The organism is Aureimonas sp. ME7 (assembly GCF_903970965.1).
GTDB lineage: Bacteria > Pseudomonadota > Alphaproteobacteria > Rhizobiales > Rhizobiaceae > Aureimonas.
Map to the genome: position 1 here is coordinate 15,418 of NZ_CAJCKW010000014.1, position 15,618 is coordinate 31,035.

Consider the following 15,618-nt stretch of genomic DNA (forward strand, 5'->3'; position numbering starts at 1 on the left):
GACGGCCGTCAGGCCGCCTTCTTCAACACCTCGTCGGCAAACCTGGCCAGTTGCGTGGCGATGCCCGCCGCGCCGTTGAGACGCTGTTCCGGCTTGGTCCAGTCCCGCATGAGGACGATGGACTGATCGGCGCGAATCTTCGCCGCCGAGCCCTGTTCCGAGATGTACCGAACCAATGCACCTGGGTTGGCGAAGCTCTTTTCGCGGAACTGCACGACGAGCCCCTTCGGCCCCGCATCGAGCTTCTCGATGTTGGCCTTGCGGCAAAGCGCCTTGATGAAGACGACCTTCAGAAGATGCTCGACCTCGACCGGCATCGGGCCGAACCGATCGATCAGCTCCGCCCCGAACCCGTCGATCTCGCGAGCCTCCGTCAGGTCCGCCAGACGTCGATAAAGCGTCATGCGAAGCTGGAGGTCGGGCACGTAGCCTTCCGGGATCATGACGGCCGTGCCGAGCGTGATCTGCGGCGACCACGAGCCATCGCTCTCGACCTCGACGCCCTTCATCTCGGCCACCGCCTCTTCCAGCATCTGCTGGTACAGCTCGAAGCCGACCTCCTTGATATGGCCGCTCTGCTCGTCGCCGAGAAGGTTGCCGGCGCCGCGCTGGTCGAGATCGTGGCTGGCGAGCTGGAAGCCCGCGCCCAGCGTGTCCAGCGATTGTAGCACCTTCAACCGCCGATCGGCGCCGGCCGTCGGCGTCTTGTTGGCGGGGATCGTCATCAGCGCATAGGCGCGCTGCTTCGAACGGCCGACGCGTCCGCGCAGCTGGTAGAGCTGCGCCAGACCGAACATGTCCGCCCGATGCACGATCATCGTGTTGGCGGACGGAATGTCGAGCCCCGACTCCACGATCGTCGTCGAGAGCAGAACGTCGTACTGCCCCTCGTAGAAGGCGTTCATGATGTCGTCGAGTTCGCCGGCCGGCATCTGGCCGTGCGCGATGGCGACCTTCAGCTCCGGCACCTGATCGTCCAGGAACTCCTTGATGCCGGCAAGATCCGCCAATCTCGGAGCGACGTAGAAGCTCTGCCCGCCGCGATAGCGCTCGCGCAGAAGCGTTTCGCGCACCACCAGCGGGTCGAACGGCGCGACGAAGGTGCGCACCGCCATGCGGTCCACCGGCGCGGTGGTGATGAGCGATAGCTCGCGCACGCCCGTCAGCGCCAGCTGCAGCGTACGCGGGATCGGCGTCGCCGAGAGAGTCAGGACGTGGATGTCCGACTTCAGCTCTTTCAGCCGTTCCTTGTGCTTCACACCGAAATGCTGCTCCTCATCGATGATGAGAAGCCCGAGGTTCTTGAAGTCCATCCCCTTACCGAGAAGCGCATGGGTGCCGACGACGATATCGACCTGGCCCCCCGCCAACTCCTTCTTGGTCTGGTTGAGCTCCTTCGTGGTCACCAGCCGGGACGCTTGAGCCAAGTTCAGCGGCAGCCCGCGGAAGCGCTCGGAGAATGTCTTGAAATGCTGGCGCGCCAGAAGCGTCGTCGGCACGACGACCGCGACCTGCAGGCCGTTCATCGCGGCGATGAAGGCCGCGCGAAGTGCCACCTCCGTCTTGCCGAAGCCGACGTCGCCGCACACGAGGCGATCCATCGGCTTGCCGGCGGAAAGGTCGTCGGCCACCGCGTCGATCGCGTTCTGCTGATCTTCCGTTTCCTCGTATGGGAAGCGCGCCTGGAATTCGCCCCAGAGCCCGTCCGGCGGATTGAGCTTTGGCGCACCGCGCATCTCGCGCTCGGCGGCGATGCGGATCAGGCCGCCCGCCATGTCGAGAAGCCGCTTCTTGAGCTTGGCCTTGCGCGCCTGCCACGCACCGCCGCCCAGCTTGTCGAGAATGGCTTCCGAACCTTCGCCGCCGTAGCGCGACAAAAGCTCGATGTTCTCGACCGGTAGGAACAACCGGTCGTCGTTGGCGTAGCGAAGCTCCAGGCAGTCGTGCGGCGCGCCGGCCGCCTCGATCTTGCGAAGGCCGACGAACCGCGCGATGCCGTGATCGACGTGGACGACGATGTCCCCTTCGTCGAGGCCCGTGACCTCCGAGATGAAGTCCGCACCCCGCTTCTTCCGCCGCCCCCGGCGCACCAGTCGATCGCCGAGGATATCCTGCTCGCCGACGACGGCGATCCGATCGGTCTCGAAGCCCGCCTCGATGCCAAGCACAGCGGTCGCGACGATGTTGCGTCCAACCTCCAGCGCCTGCTTCAGCGTGTCGACCGGCTTGATATTGCCGAGCCCATGCTCTTCGACGACCTGCGTCAGGCGCTCGCGCGAACCCTCCGACCAGGCCGCGAGAATGACCTGCTTGCCCCCGGCACGCAGCCGCGAAATGTGGTCCACCGCGACCTTGAAGACGTTGACGTCCTCCGTCTGACGCTCGGCCGCGAAGTTGCGCCCACGATGGACATCGAGATTGATCGTGTCGGTCTGGAACCCTGCATCGGTGACCGCATAGGCGGACAAGCGAACCGGGTCGGCGCTTGCAATCCGCCCGTTCAGCTCGTCCTCGGTCAGGTAGAGTTCCTGCGGTCCCAGCGGGTTGTAGGGCACCGATCCCGCACTCGCTTCCGCAATGCCGCGACGCCGCGCCTCGTAGTAGTCGAGCACCAGCTTGCGCCGCTCGCCGACCGCTTCGACCACGAGATGGTCGAGCACCATCGGGAAACCATCGGTATAATCGAACAGCGTCTCAACGCTTTCGTAGAACAGCGGCAGCCAATGCTCCATGCCGCTGAAACGCCGGCCTTCGCTGATCGAGGTATAAAGAGCGTCGTCGCGCGACGGGGCGCCGAAGCGCTTGACGTAGTTGGTGCGGAAGCGCGAAATCGTCTCGTCGCTCAAGGCGACTTCGGACACGGGCGCGAGTTCGAAGCTCTTGCGCTGACCGGTCGTGCGCTGCGTGGCGGGATCGAACGAGCGGATTGACTCCAGCGTATCGCCGAAGAAGTCGAGGCGCAGCGGCTCGTCGTCACCCGGCGCAAAGAGGTCGAGGATACCGCCGCGCACCGCAAACTCGCCGCGATCGCGAACCGTCGTCACGCGCTCGAACCCGCCTCGCTGGAGCACCTTCACGATGTGATCCATCGCGATGCGCCCGCTGGCCTTGGCGGAGATCGTCTCGTCCTCCAGAACCGCTCGCGGCGGCATCTTCTGCAGAAGCGCGTTTGCGCTGGTCAGGATAATGGCCCGGTGCGGGTCGCGCCTCAGCGCCCCGATCGCCGACATGGCTGAAAGGCGCCGTGCGGCCGCGTCCGACGACGGACCGACGCGGTCGTAGGGAAGGCAATCCCAAGCCGGCAGCGTGAGAACGGGCAGGTCGGGCGCGACGAAGCGCAACGCGTCCTCCAGTTCGCCCATCCGGTTGCCGTCGCGCATCACGAAGACGATCGGCTTCGATCCGCCGCGCGATCGCGCGATCTCGGCCAGAAGGAACGGCTCGTATCCATCGAGCACATTGCCGATGCGAACGCCGCTCGCCTTCCTCAGGAGCTTCTGGAGCATGGCAGGATTGGTCACGAGGCCGTACCCTCGTTCAGCTCGTAGTAGGCCTTGATACGACGGAAGACGACCGTGTCGTAATTCCCAGGCGTTTCGATCGACCCCGTGAGCCAGGAGAACAGGTCGCGGTCCGGCGCCTCCATGAGATGCTCGAAAATCGCGAGCTCTTCGTCGTCGAGACGATCGATCTCGGCATCGGCGAAGCGACCGAGAACGAGGTCCATCTCCCGCGTGCCACGATGCCACGAGCGGAACAGAGCCTTTCTCCGGCGAGGATCGAGGTCGCTGGAGCTTCGTGTCGTTCCCGTCATCGCGCTATCCGCTTCGGTCATGCTCAAAAAGGCGGAACGCACGTCGCGGTCCACCGTCGTTGTGCGGGATATAGTGGCCGCGCCCGGGCCTGTCAGCCTTTGCCGATGTCGCAACACCCGATAAAAGCCGGCGCATGCGCCCTATCGAACTCGATCCCCTGTTTGCCTCCGTGTCGACGATCTCGGGCGTCGGTCCGAAGCTCTCAGCGCTTTTGAACACGCTCGTCGCGGTGCCGGGTTCGGAAAACGGCGCGCGGGTTCGCGACCTCCTGTTCCACCTGCCTAGCGGCCTCATCGACCGGCGGCGGCGTGAACTGGTGGCCGATGCGCCGCCCGATACGCTGGTGACGCTGGAGCTTCGAATCGAGCGCCACATCGTGCCCTCGCGCGAGGCGCGCAACCAGCCGACCCGCGTGGTAGGGCGGGACGCGAGCGGCGAGATCGCCCTCACCTACTTCCGCGCGCAGCCGCAATGGCTGGAAAAGCTCCTGCCCATCGGCGAGATCATGCTCGTCTCGGGCAAGGTCGAGTGGTTCAACGGCCGGGCCTCGATGATCCACCCCGACTTCGTCGGGCGCCTGGAAGACGAGGCCAGCCTGCCGCTTCTGGAAACCGTCTATCCGTTGACGGCCGGCCTTACGAGCCGCGTCATGCGCCGCAGCGTCGAGAGCGCGCTGGAACGCGTTCCGACCCTCCCGGAATGGATCGAGCCCGGCGTTCTAGCACGCGAACGCTTTCCGGCTTTCCAGCCAGCTTTGACGCAACTCCACAAGCCAGCTGAGCCCTTGGATCTGGATCCAAAGCAATCGGCCTACCGCCGCCTCGCCTATGACGAGCTTCTGGCCAGCCAGATGGCGCTGGCCTTGGCGCGGGAGCGCGTGCGTCGTCAGAAAGGACGACGGCTCGGGGGTGACGGGCGCCTGCGACAGAAGGTCGAGGCCAGCCTCCCCTTCAAGCTGACGGAAGGCCAATCCCAGGCGATCAGCGAAATCCATGCGGACATGGCCGAGCCCATGCGCATGCTTCGCCTTCTCCAAGGCGATGTTGGCGCCGGCAAGACGGTGGTCGCGCTTCTGACCATGGCAGCGGCCAAGGAGTCCGGTGCCCAGTCCGCGCTCCTGGCACCGACGGAGATCCTCGCGCGGCAGCACTTCGCCGGCCTGTCCCGCTTCTGCGAGGCGGCCGGGCTTTCGATCCTGCTCCTGACCGGGCGCGACAACGGCCGCGTTCGCGCCGCCAAGCTGGCCGCGATGGCGAACGGTGAGGTCGATATCATCGTGGGCACGCACGCCCTGTTCCAAGACGATGTCGCCTATCTCGACCTCGGCCTCGTGATCGTGGACGAGCAGCATCGCTTTGGCGTCCACCAGCGCCTCAGCCTGACGCGCAAGGGACAGGCGCCGGATCTTCTGGTGATGACGGCGACGCCGATCCCGCGCACGCTGGTTCTGGCTGCCTTCGGCGACATGGACGTCTCGCGCCTCTACGGCAAGCCGGCCGGCCGGAAGCCGATCACCACGGTCGCGATGCCGTTCGAGCGGCTGGACGATATCATCTCGCGAACCCGTCAGGCGATCGAGGAAGGCGAGAAGATCTATTGGGTCTGCCCGCTGGTCGAGGAAACCGAGAAGAGCGAGCTGACCGCCGCCGACGAACGCGCCGAGGTTCTTCGCCAGTTCTTCGGGGAGCGGGTCGGTCTCGTTCATGGCAGGATGAGTGGCGACGAGAAGGACCGTGCCATGGCGGCTTTCAAGTCCGGCGAAACGCGCCTCATCGTGGCGACAACGGTGATCGAGGTCGGTGTCGACGTGCCGGACGCATCGATCATCGTGATCGAGCACGCCGAACGCTTCGGCCTATCGCAGTTGCACCAGCTTCGCGGCCGCGTCGGGCGCGGCGACAAGCCGTCCTCCTGCGTTCTCCTCTACAAGGCGCCGCTCGGCGAGACGGCCAAGGCGCGCCTCGCGATCATGCGCGAAACGGAGGACGGGTTCCGCATCGCGGAGGAAGACCTGCGCCTGCGCGGCGAAGGCGATCTTCTCGGCACGCGTCAATCCGGGATGCAGGCCTTCCGCATCGCCCGGCTCGACGAGCACGCCGACCTTCTCGAGATCGCCCGCGACGACGCTCGCCTTCTGCTTTTGCAGGACAAGGACCTGTCGTCCACCCGCGGCCAGGCGATTCGGAGCCTTCTCTACCTCTTCGGCAAGGACGACGCGATCAAGCTCCTGCGGGCGGGCTAGGTTGTCCCGGTCATTCGACGGTGACGGATTTCGCCAGATTGCGCGGCTGGTCGACATCCGTGCCCATCTGAACCGCCGTGTGATAGGCCAGAAGCTGCAGCGGCACGGCGTAGACGATCGGCGTCAGGATCTCCGGCATGTCCGGCAGGACGATCGTTTGGGCCTTATCCACGGCCCGCGCCGCCGCCCCGGTCTCGTCGGTCAGAAGCACGATCTTGCCGCCGCGCGCGGCGACCTCCTGCATGTTGGACGCGGTCTTCTCGAACACCCGGTCGTGCGGCGCGATGACGACCACGGGCATCGTCTCGTCGATCAGCGCGATCGGCCCGTGCTTCAGCTCTCCCGCGGCATATCCTTCGGCGTGGATGTAGCTGATCTCCTTCAGCTTCAACGCGCCTTCCATCGCCAGCGGGAACGAGAAACCGCGACCGAGGAACAGAGCATGGCGATGCGTCGCCATGTCCTTGGCGAGGCTTTCGATGCTGTCCTCGCGCTTCAGAGCCTCGTTCACCATGCGCGGGGCCTCGGCCAGGGCCTGCGTCAGTTCCAGCTCGCCGTCCCCATCGATCACGCCGCGATCGACGCCGGCCCGGATCGCCAGCGCCGCCAGCGCCATCAACTGGCAGGTGAAGGCCTTCGTGCTGGCCACGCCGATCTCGGGCCCCGCCAGCGTCGGGAATACGAGGTCGCTTTCCCTTGCGATCGTGGATTCCTGCACGTTGACGACCGCGGCCGTCTTCAGGCCGACCGACTTGGCATAGCGAAGCGAGGCGAGCGTATCGGCCGTTTCGCCGGACTGCGAAACGAACAGCGCGAGATCGACGTCGCCCAGCGGGCTTTCGCGGTAGCGGAACTCGGAGGCGACATCGAGATCGCAGGCGATCCGCGCATAGCGCTCGAACAGGTAACGACCGACCAGCGCCGCATAATAGCCGGTGCCGCAGGCCGAGATCGCAATGCGCCGAACGTCGGCGAAGCTGAACGTCTGCGCACCGGGGATGCGGGTGCGCCCGGTGGTCATGTCCACGAAGGCGCCGAGCGTGTGCGACAGCACCTCGGGCTGCTCGTAGATCTCCTTCTGCATGAAATGCCGATGATTGCCCTTGTCGACATAGAAGGCCTTGCCGACCGTGCGCCGAACCGGCCGATTCACGGGCCGATCGTCCGCGTCGAAGATTTCCGCTCCGTTGCGCGTGATGACGACCCAGTCGCCCTCTTCCAGGTAGCGCACGGCATCGGTGAAGGGGGACAGCGCGATCGCGTCGGAGCCGAGGAACATTTCCCCTTCGCCATCCCCGACCGCGAGCGGGCTTCCGCGCCGCGCGCCGATCAGGAGGTTCTCGTCGCCGGCGAACAGAAAGGCCAGCGAGAACGCGCCTTCCAAGCGGCGAAGCGTCGCGGCGACGGCGTCGCGGGGCGTCGCGCCGCCGTCGAGTTCCTGTGTCACCAGCACGGCGACGACTTCCGAATCCGTCTCGCTTTCGAAGCGGTATCCGCCGGCGAGCAGTTCGTCCTTCAGCTCGCGGAAGTTCTCGATGATGCCGTTATGAACCACCGAAACGCGCCCCGTCCGGTGCGGATGGGCGTTGGTCTCGTTGGGAACGCCGTGCGTCGCCCAACGGGTGTGACCAATGCCGATCGTTCCGCCCAGCGGCTCCTCGGCCAGTCTGGCTTCGAGGTTGCGCAGCTTGCCCTCGGCGCGGCGGCGATCCATCGCGCCGTCCTGAAGCGTCGCGATGCCGGCCGAATCATATCCGCGATATTCCAGCCGCTTGAGAGCCTCTACCAGGCGGACGGCGACAGGCTCCTGGCCGATGATACCGATGATGCCGCACATGATCCGCCGCTTCCTGATTCTCGTAGCTTGCGTTTGCTAGCACGCCGGCCGGCACCCGCCGCTTAACGCTGGGGTCAATATTGATGTCGCTCGGTTTCCGATTGGGTATCAGACGGGCTTCGAGCGAGACGCCTTGAGAGCGGCATTCCGCTCCTCGATCTCACGGCCTCGACCGAGCTTCACCACCTGCCGGGCACGACCGATGGCGAGAGCGTCCACCGGCACATCCTCCGTCACCACACTGCCCGAACCCACATAGGCACCGTTTCCGATCGTCAGCGGCGCAACGAGCGACGAATTGGAGCCGATGAAGGCGTTCTCGCCAATCTCCGTTCGGAATTTGTTGTGGCCGTCAAAATTGCATGTGATCGTTCCGGCGCCGACATTGGTGCGGGCGCCGATCGAGGCATCGCCGAGATACGTCAGATGGTTCACCTTCGCTCCCTCTCCGAGCGCAACGTTCTTGGTCTCCACGAAATTGCCGACCCGCCCCTTGCGTGCGATCGTCGTGCCCGGTCTCAGGCGGGCGAAGGGTCCGATCGATGCGTCGGCCCCGACCAATGCGCCCTCGACATGCGAGAAGGCATGGATCGTGGCGCCGGACGCGACCCGGACACCTAGCCCGAATACGACGTTTGGCTCCACCACGACATCGGCCTCGATTGCGGTGTCGAAAGAGAAGAACACGGTCTCGGGTGCCCGCAGGGTGACGCCGCCCGCCATCATCTCCGTTCGGCGCCGCTGCTGCCAGAGATGCTCCACATGGGCCAGATCGCCTCGCGTATTGACGCCGAGCGTCTCGATCTCGTCCGCAAGGACGACACGAACGTTCAAATGCTCGTTGCGAGCAAGTTCGACGATATCAGTCAGGTAGAACTCGCCCTTGGCATTGGCATTGCCGATCCGATCCAGCAGCCGCAGCGCGTGCCGGCCGTCGATCGCCATCACGCCGCTGTTGCACAGGCGCACGCGGCGCTCGTCGTCCGAGGCATCCTTCTCCTCGCGGATCGCCAGGAGATCGGAACCAGCCATCAGAAGCCGGCCGTACCCCGTTGGGTTCTGCGTCTCGAACCCGACGACGCAGACGGCGGCGCCAGAGGCCAGCTCGGCGCGCGCTCGCTGCATGGTCTCGCGTGTCAGAAGCGGCGTGTCGCCGAAGAGAACGAGGATGTCGTCGTAGCCCTCGCCGATCGCCTCGCGCGCGGCCAGAACGGCATGCGCAGTCCCCCTGCGCTCGGTTTGCTCGAACGTCCGAGTGCCGGGCGTAATACGTCCTGCTTCCGAAGTCACCAGTTCGGCGTCGCGTCCGACGACGAGGGCGACCTTGTCCGTTCCCGCTTCCCCAGCCGCTTCCAGAACGTGGCCGACCAGCGAACGACCGGCCACTTCGTGCAACACCTTGGCTCGACTGGAGCGCATGCGGGTGCCTTCGCCAGCCGCGAGCACGATGGTGAGGCAGGTTCTCGACATTCCAGTTCTCCGGTTCGGGTCGGCGCGTCCAGTGCCGTGCTACCCGATTTTTTGAAACGCGGGAAATGTCTCGAGCAGCCAGAACGCGACGCGTTGCATTCCGCCGGTCAGAAAGAGAACACCGGTCAGCACGAGAAGACCGCCCATGGCTTTTTCGACCAGCGGCAGACGCGCCCGAAAGACCTGCAGTCCTTGGAGGAAAGTCGCAGAAAAAGCCGCCGCGAGAACAAAAGGAATGCCAAGGCCCAGCGAATAGATCGCTAGGAGGCTTGCCCCCGACCCGAGCGTTTGAGTCGCTCCCGCGACCCCGAGAATCGCGCCAAGGACCGGTCCGATGCAGGGAGTCCAGCCGAACGCGAAGGCGAGCCCCATCAGGTACGCCCCTCCAAGGCTACGGCGCTGCGCAGGCGCCTGGAACCGGGCCTCCCGCGACAGGAATGCGAGGCGGAACACCCCAAGAAAGTTCAGACCCATCGCGATGATCGCAAGACCGGCGACGACGCTCAGCCAATCGAGGTTCTGGCGTAGCAGATGCCCGACGACGCTGGCGCCCGCGCCCAACGCGACGAACACGGTGGAGAACCCGAGCACGAAAAGAGCCGCCGTGCCGATCAGTCGCAGCTGAACGCCGCCGCCACGCTCCGACGTTTGACGCAGGTCGTCGACGGAAACGCCCGCCATGTAACAGAGATACGGCGGCACCAGTGGCAGGACGCAGGGGGACAGGAACGATAGCGCACCCGCCAAAAGCGCCGCGGTGTAGGTTGGCTCGTTGAACAATGGTTCGGACTCCGACCTTGCGACCGCCTCTCGGGTCCGCGCCTCTTAGCCGACCGTGATTTTCCCGGCAAATGGGAGCGTGAAGAGTTGACCGGGCGCGGGCGCCTTTCTATGGTCCGCGCGATTCATCCGATAGCGGTGTTCAAGGTCGAGCGCGTAGCTCAGTTGGTAGAGCACGTGACTTTTAATCATGTGGTCGTGGGTTCGAGTCCCACCGCGCTCACCATCCTTCGTCTGCCCGACCCTGCTTCCTTCAGCAGGAAAAACCGCTCATTCGTATGAAGTTGCGCAATTCGTTGGTGCGGCGGACATCGTCCACGACCTCGTCGCCGACGCCAAGCTGCCACGCGAGATCACGTCGCCCGGGAGCTACAGACAACGTCTCGATGCGTTCCGCGTAGGCAGCGACACTGCCCTCGTCGCGCGCCAAACCCTGTTCCTCGAGATCGTCCGCCTGTCCTCGCAACGAACTCGCGATCTCGGCGAGGGACAGCTCGGGATGATACTGAACACCCCAGAACACCCCCTCGCCCAGCCGGATTTCGACAGCCTGAACAGGTGTCGTATTCGAACTCGCCAGAAGCAAGGCATTGGCCGGCAGGCTCTCCACCTCGTCGGAATGCATCGTCAGCGCGTCCCAAGTCAGCGGTCGGCCTTCTAGAAGCGGATGGCCCGCGCCGTCCTTGGTGGCCACGATGCCGCGTGAGAAGGCGGCTTCCATCATCGGCCCTCTCGGCCTGACGCGGCCACCGGCTGCAACGGTCGCGATCTGGAGCCCGGCACAAGAGCCGAACACCAAAAGACCCGCTTCCATGATCCGCGTCATGAACGCGGCGGCCGATCGCGTCTCTGGCGTTTGCGCATGCATCTGGATAGGCGATCCGGCGAAGAACACGGCATCGATATCGGACGCGTCGAACGGAGGTTCAGATCCGGGGTCGTCGACGCAGGAAACGTGCCGAAACTCGATGTCCGGCCGGATGGCTCGGAGCGTCTCCGCATAGCTTTCATCGGATGCCGCGCCGGAGCGCTTTCGGCGCTCGTCGCGTTGGGATGGTGTTTCGCTGGCGACAATCAAAAAGCGTGGGGGCACATCATATCCAGGTTCGGGATGGGAGACCGGACATAGGCGAAACGTCGCGGCGGCCTATGAGCGGCATTGTCACAGGACGAACACACTGGCTTGAGAACGCCTGCCGATCGCTTGAACTTTGTTCAGACGGACATTGGGTGACGCAAAATTCAGAGGCATCCAGCGCAATTCGACAGCATTCGAACGCCATCGTCTAATCTTCCACCGCAAGACCTCTAGTCGGTTGTTTTCGTCGCGACAGTTTGTCGTTCGAACGAAGGTGCCGTTGGGCATCGCAGAAGGGTCGATCTGGAGGACGCATGAAAATCCGCGCTGGCTTCACCCTTGGTTTCGACTGCATCCAGCCGACGCCGATGCTTCTGGCGCTGGATATCCACCCATCTCGCCGGAAGGATCTGCTGACCGAACAGGTATTGACCTTCGATCCACCTATGCCGGTCTGGGCCTACACCGATGGCTTCGGCAACTCGTGCACGCGCATCGTAGCGCAGCCGGGCAGAACGCGCGTGTCGACCTCGTTCGACGTCCATGACAGCGGACGTCCGGATCCGGTGTCGTGGAATGCCTACCAGCACGACGTGCAGGATCTACCGGACGACGTGCTCGTGTTCCTTCTCGGCAGCCGATACTGCGACACCGATCGAATGGCCGACTTCGCCTGGGCGAACTTCGGGCACACCCCGCTCGGCTGGGGCCGCGTGCAGGCGGTCTGCGACTTCGTGCACAACCATATCGCCTTCAACTACCAGAACGCCGACTCGACCCGCTCGGCCCATGGCGGCTTCATCGATCGAACCGGCGTCTGCCGGGATTTCGCGCATCTCGCGATCACGCTCTGCCGCTGCCTCAACATCCCGGCGCGCTACTGCACCGGCTATCTCGGCGATATCGGCATTCCGCCCGTTCCCTATCCGATGGACTTCAGCGCCTGGTTCGAGGTCTATCTCGGCGGCCATTGGCATACCTTCGACGCGCGCCACAACACGCCGCGCATCGGCCGCATCCTGATGGCGACCGGGCGGGATGCGACGGATGTGGCGCTATCCACCAACTTCGGCCCGACCCAGCTCAGCCACTTCGAGGTCGTGACCTACGAAGTGACGAACTGAGCGGGACGCCGACTCATTCCTTCACCGCACCCGTCATCGACGACACGTAGTAGTCGACGAAGAACGAGTAGAGGATGACGACCGGCAGCGAGCCGATCAACGCCCCCGCCATCAGCGACCCCCATTCATAGACGTCGCCGCGAACGAGCTCAGTCAGGACGCCGACCGGCACCGTCTTGTTCTCGGACGATTGGATGAACGTCAGTGCGTAAATGAACTCGTTCCAGGCCAGCGTGAAGGCGAATATCCCCGCCGAGATCAGGCCGGGAACCGCCAGCGGCAGCACGATCTTCGTGAGGATCTGCCATCGCGTCGCCCCGTCCACCAGCGCGCTTTCTTCGAGCTCGAAAGGGATCGAGCGGAAATAGCCCATCAGAAGCCAAGTGCAGAACGGGATCAGGAAGGTCGGATAGGTCAGGATCAGCGCTAGGCGCGAATCGAACATTCCGAGCTGGAACACGATGAAGGCCAGCGGAATGAACAGAATCGACGGGGGAATAAGGTAGGCGAGGAAGATCAGGAGGCCGGTCACCCTTGCGCCGGTAAACCGGACGCGCTCAATCGCGTAGGCCGCGAAGACGGACGCGGCGAGCGCGATCACGGTGGAACAGACCGCCACGATCAACGTGTTCCAGAGCCAACCGGGATAGGACGTCTCGAACAGGAGGTACTTGATGTGGTCGAGCGTCGGCCCGACCACCCAGAACGGACTGTAGGCCGAGTAGTTCGTCAGCTGGTCGTTCGGCTTCACGGCGGTGATCGCCATCCAGTAGAACGGAAACAGGAGCACGAACATGAACACGGCGAGCGGCAGGTAGATCACCAGGATCTTCCTCGCCAACGTATCGTGGTGGGACATGCCGACGATGTCGTCGGTCAGTTGCGGACCGGTGCCTTCAACGGCTGGGGCTGTCATCGTGTCTCGATCCTCAATCCGTGGCGCCCTGCTGCCATTTGCGGCGTTGCAGACCGAAGAAGCTGAACAGGATGGCGGCCAGCAGGAAGGGCACCATCGCCACCGCGATCGCCGCCCCCTCGCCCAGCGCACCGCCGGGGATGCCGCGCTGGAACGACAGGGTGGCCATGAGATGCGTCGCGTTGACCGGCCCGCCCTTGGTCAGGACGTAGATCAGCTGGAAGTCGGTAAAGGTGAACAGGACGGAGAAGGTCATCACCACGGCGATGATCGGCGTCAGCAGCGGCAGGGTGATGCGCCGGAAGCGCTGCCACGACGTTGCTCCGTCGAGCGCGGCCGCCTCGTGCAGCGACACGGGGATGGTCTGGAGCCCGGCCAGAAGCGAAATCGCGACGAAGGGGATGCCGCGCCAGACATTGGCGGCGATCACCGAGATCCGGGCGTTGGTCGGATCGCCGAGAAAGTTGATCGGCGAACTGATCAGACCGGCCTGCATCAGCACCCAGGAAATGATCGAGAACTGGCTGTCGAAGATCCACCAGAAGGCCAGCGCCGATAGAACCGTCGGAACCACCCAAGGCAGCAGAATCACGGCACGGAAGAAGGTCTTGAACGGCAGATGCTCGTTCAGAATGATCGCCAGCCACAGGCCGAGAGCGAACTTCAGGATGGAGGCGACCGCCGTGTAGACGACGGTGTTGAACACCGACATCCAGAAGACCTTGTCCTCCATCAGGTAGGCGTAGTTTTCCAGCCCGATGAAGACGCCGGGGCGTCCGATGCGCGTATCCGTGAAGCCGAGCCAGACGCCGAGGCCGAGCGGATAGGTCAGGAAGCACAGGAGGAAGATGGCGGCCGGCAGCATGAACAGGAAACCGAGCCCGTTCCTGCTTTGCGAAAGCCGTTCGAAGAAGGACGGCCGGGGGATGGTCCCGTCCGCAGCGCCGATGGTCATGGCAAGTCCCGATCCCGCGCGAGTTGAAGAAGGATGGACCCGCGCGCCCGGCGCGGGTCCCACTGCGTCGGGGCGTCGTTCAGACGCGGTAGTAGCGGTTGGCTCGGCGCTCGGCGTTGGCGATCGCGTCCTCCGGCGAAGACTGGCCGGTCACCGCTTCGGCGAACATGTCGACGAGCACGTAGTCGGCCATCGTGCCGGCGGAGGCGGCGCCCAGCGGACCGGCGTATCCGTTGGGTCGCAGCGTCGCCGAGGCGCGCGCATAGGCTGCGTGGATGGGGTTCGACGTCCACACCGGATTGTTCTCGAACGCCTTCAGAGGCTGGCAGCAATAGGCGCTGGCGCCTTCGATCCAGGCGTTCATGTTGTCGGCCTGATACATGAACTTCAGATAGGCCTTGGCGGCTTCCGGGTACTTGGTATGGCGGAAGATCGAGATGGTGGAAGCTTGGTGCAGTTCCACGGACTCGCCGACCGGGCCGATCGGCAGGTTGGTCGAGCGCATGTCCGCCGCGAGTTCGGCCAGTGCCGGATCCTTCAGTGCGGCATAGTATGCCGACACGCCGTTCGCCGTCAGCGACACCTGGCCCGCCAGGAAGGCGCGGTTGTTGTTGACGTCCTGCCAGCTTTCGGTGCCGGGAATGAAGGTCTTGTAGAGCTCCATGGCGTAGTTCACGGCGGCCAGCGTTTCTGGGCTGTTGATGACGACCTTGCCGTCCTCGTCCACCATCTTGCCGCCGTGGCTCCACAAGAGCCAATGCGCGTAATTGTTTCCGTCGCCGACCGCCTTGCCGTGCGGGAAGCCGGCGGGCGTGCCTTTGGCCTGGAGGCCCTTGCAGAGTTCCAGGAAGCCGGCCGTATCCTTCGGAAACTCGGAGAAACCGGCCGCCTTCATATGGCTGTCGCGATAGATTACCGCATTGCCGATCGCGCAGATGGGCAGAGCGATGAAGGCATCGTCGCGCTTGGCGTAGGATTCGAGGCCCGGATACCAACCGCCGTTGGCGCCGCCGATATAGTTGCCGAGATCCGTCACATCGACGAGCTTGTCCGGGTACTGCTGCGGATCGTCGAACCAGCTCATCACCATGTCCGGTCCCGAACCGACATTGGCCGCGACGGCCGCCTTCGGACGCACGTCCTCCCAGCTTTCCTTGTCGATCCGGACCTGCACACCCGTCGCCTCGGTGAACTTCGCCGTATTGGCAAGCCAGGCCGCTTCCTCGGCCGGCACGAAGGGCACCCAGCGCAGAAGGCGCAGGCTCGCGCCCTGTTCGGGCGTGAAATTCGGCTCGGCGCCTTGCGCGAGCGCACGGGTCAGGCCGAAGCGGCCCCCCAATGCGCCGGCGGCGACGAACCCTGCGGTCCCGGTGAGAATCTGCCTGCGATTGACCATGGTTT

Annotated in this window: 11 protein-coding genes and 1 tRNA gene; 3 read left to right on the forward strand and 9 right to left on the reverse strand. The window is 64.5% G+C overall.

The features are described 5' to 3' along the window. Positions 1 to 8 precede the first annotated feature (8 nt). Both mfd and H7A85_RS18035 read right to left on the reverse strand, forming a co-directional pair. Positions 9 to 3,380, reverse strand: a complete 3,372-nt coding sequence (gene mfd, locus H7A85_RS18030; RefSeq protein ID WP_244631275.1) for a transcription-repair coupling factor — start codon at positions 3,378 to 3,380, stop codon at positions 9 to 11. 137 nt (positions 3,381 to 3,517) lie between these two features. Then, entirely contained in the window at positions 3,518 to 3,814 is a 297-nt protein-coding gene (locus H7A85_RS18035; RefSeq protein ID WP_182421910.1) for a succinate dehydrogenase assembly factor 2, read from the reverse strand. Positions 3,815 to 3,948: 134 nt separating this feature from the next. Between H7A85_RS18035 and recG the strand changes: the two genes are divergently transcribed. Next, complete coding sequence (gene recG / locus H7A85_RS18040; RefSeq protein ID WP_182421911.1) at positions 3,949 to 6,057, forward strand: ATP-dependent DNA helicase RecG; 2,109 nt, start codon at positions 3,949 to 3,951, stop codon at positions 6,055 to 6,057. 10 nt (positions 6,058 to 6,067) lie between these two features. Here the strand turns inward: recG and glmS are convergent, their stop codons facing one another. The 3 genes from glmS to H7A85_RS18055 all read right to left on the reverse strand — a co-directional run bounded on the left by glmS (position 6,068) and on the right by H7A85_RS18055 (position 10,144). Continuing rightward, the gene (gene glmS / locus H7A85_RS18045; protein WP_182421912.1) at positions 6,068 to 7,894 is read right to left on the reverse strand and encodes a glutamine--fructose-6-phosphate transaminase (isomerizing); all 1,827 of its coding nucleotides are present in this window, start codon (positions 7,892 to 7,894) and stop codon (positions 6,068 to 6,070) included. A 108-nt stretch (positions 7,895 to 8,002) separates the two neighbouring features. Next, positions 8,003 to 9,364 (reverse strand): bifunctional UDP-N-acetylglucosamine diphosphorylase/glucosamine-1-phosphate N-acetyltransferase GlmU, encoded by a 1,362-nt coding sequence (glmU, locus tag H7A85_RS18050; RefSeq protein WP_182421913.1) that lies wholly within the window; start codon positions 9,362 to 9,364, stop codon positions 8,003 to 8,005. Between the two features lie 39 nt (positions 9,365 to 9,403). Further along, positions 9,404 to 10,144, reverse strand: a complete 741-nt coding sequence (locus H7A85_RS18055) for a cytochrome c biogenesis protein CcdA (protein ID WP_182421914.1) — start codon at positions 10,142 to 10,144, stop codon at positions 9,404 to 9,406. A gap of 150 nt (positions 10,145 to 10,294) precedes the next feature. Here H7A85_RS18055 and H7A85_RS18060 point away from each other — a divergent pair. Then, positions 10,295 to 10,370 (forward strand) — tRNA-Lys (locus H7A85_RS18060). 27 nt (positions 10,371 to 10,397) lie between these two features. On the opposite strand, the gene H7A85_RS18065 is transcribed toward H7A85_RS18060, so the two are convergent. Continuing rightward, complete coding sequence (locus H7A85_RS18065; protein WP_280514933.1) at positions 10,398 to 11,237, reverse strand: type 1 glutamine amidotransferase; 840 nt, start codon at positions 11,235 to 11,237, stop codon at positions 10,398 to 10,400. Positions 11,238 to 11,536: 299 nt separating this feature from the next. Here H7A85_RS18065 and H7A85_RS18070 point away from each other — a divergent pair, with 299 nt between their 5' ends. Further along, the gene (locus H7A85_RS18070; RefSeq protein ID WP_182421916.1) at positions 11,537 to 12,346 is read left to right on the forward strand and encodes a transglutaminase family protein; all 810 of its coding nucleotides are present in this window, start codon (positions 11,537 to 11,539) and stop codon (positions 12,344 to 12,346) included. Between the two features lie 13 nt (positions 12,347 to 12,359). Here the strand turns inward: H7A85_RS18070 and H7A85_RS18075 are convergent, their stop codons facing one another. The 3 genes from H7A85_RS18075 to H7A85_RS18085 form a co-directional block, all read right to left on the reverse strand. Next, positions 12,360 to 13,262: a carbohydrate ABC transporter permease gene (locus H7A85_RS18075; protein WP_182421917.1), complete on the reverse strand. Its 903-nt coding sequence runs from the start codon at positions 13,260 to 13,262 to the stop codon at positions 12,360 to 12,362. A gap of 13 nt (positions 13,263 to 13,275) precedes the next feature. Further along, the gene (locus tag H7A85_RS18080) at positions 13,276 to 14,217 is read right to left on the reverse strand and encodes a sugar ABC transporter permease (protein ID WP_182421918.1); all 942 of its coding nucleotides are present in this window, start codon (positions 14,215 to 14,217) and stop codon (positions 13,276 to 13,278) included. A 79-nt stretch (positions 14,218 to 14,296) separates the two neighbouring features. Beyond that, entirely contained in the window at positions 14,297 to 15,613 is a 1,317-nt protein-coding gene (locus tag H7A85_RS18085; RefSeq protein ID WP_182421919.1) for an ABC transporter substrate-binding protein, read from the reverse strand. Positions 15,614 to 15,618 lie beyond the last annotated feature (5 nt).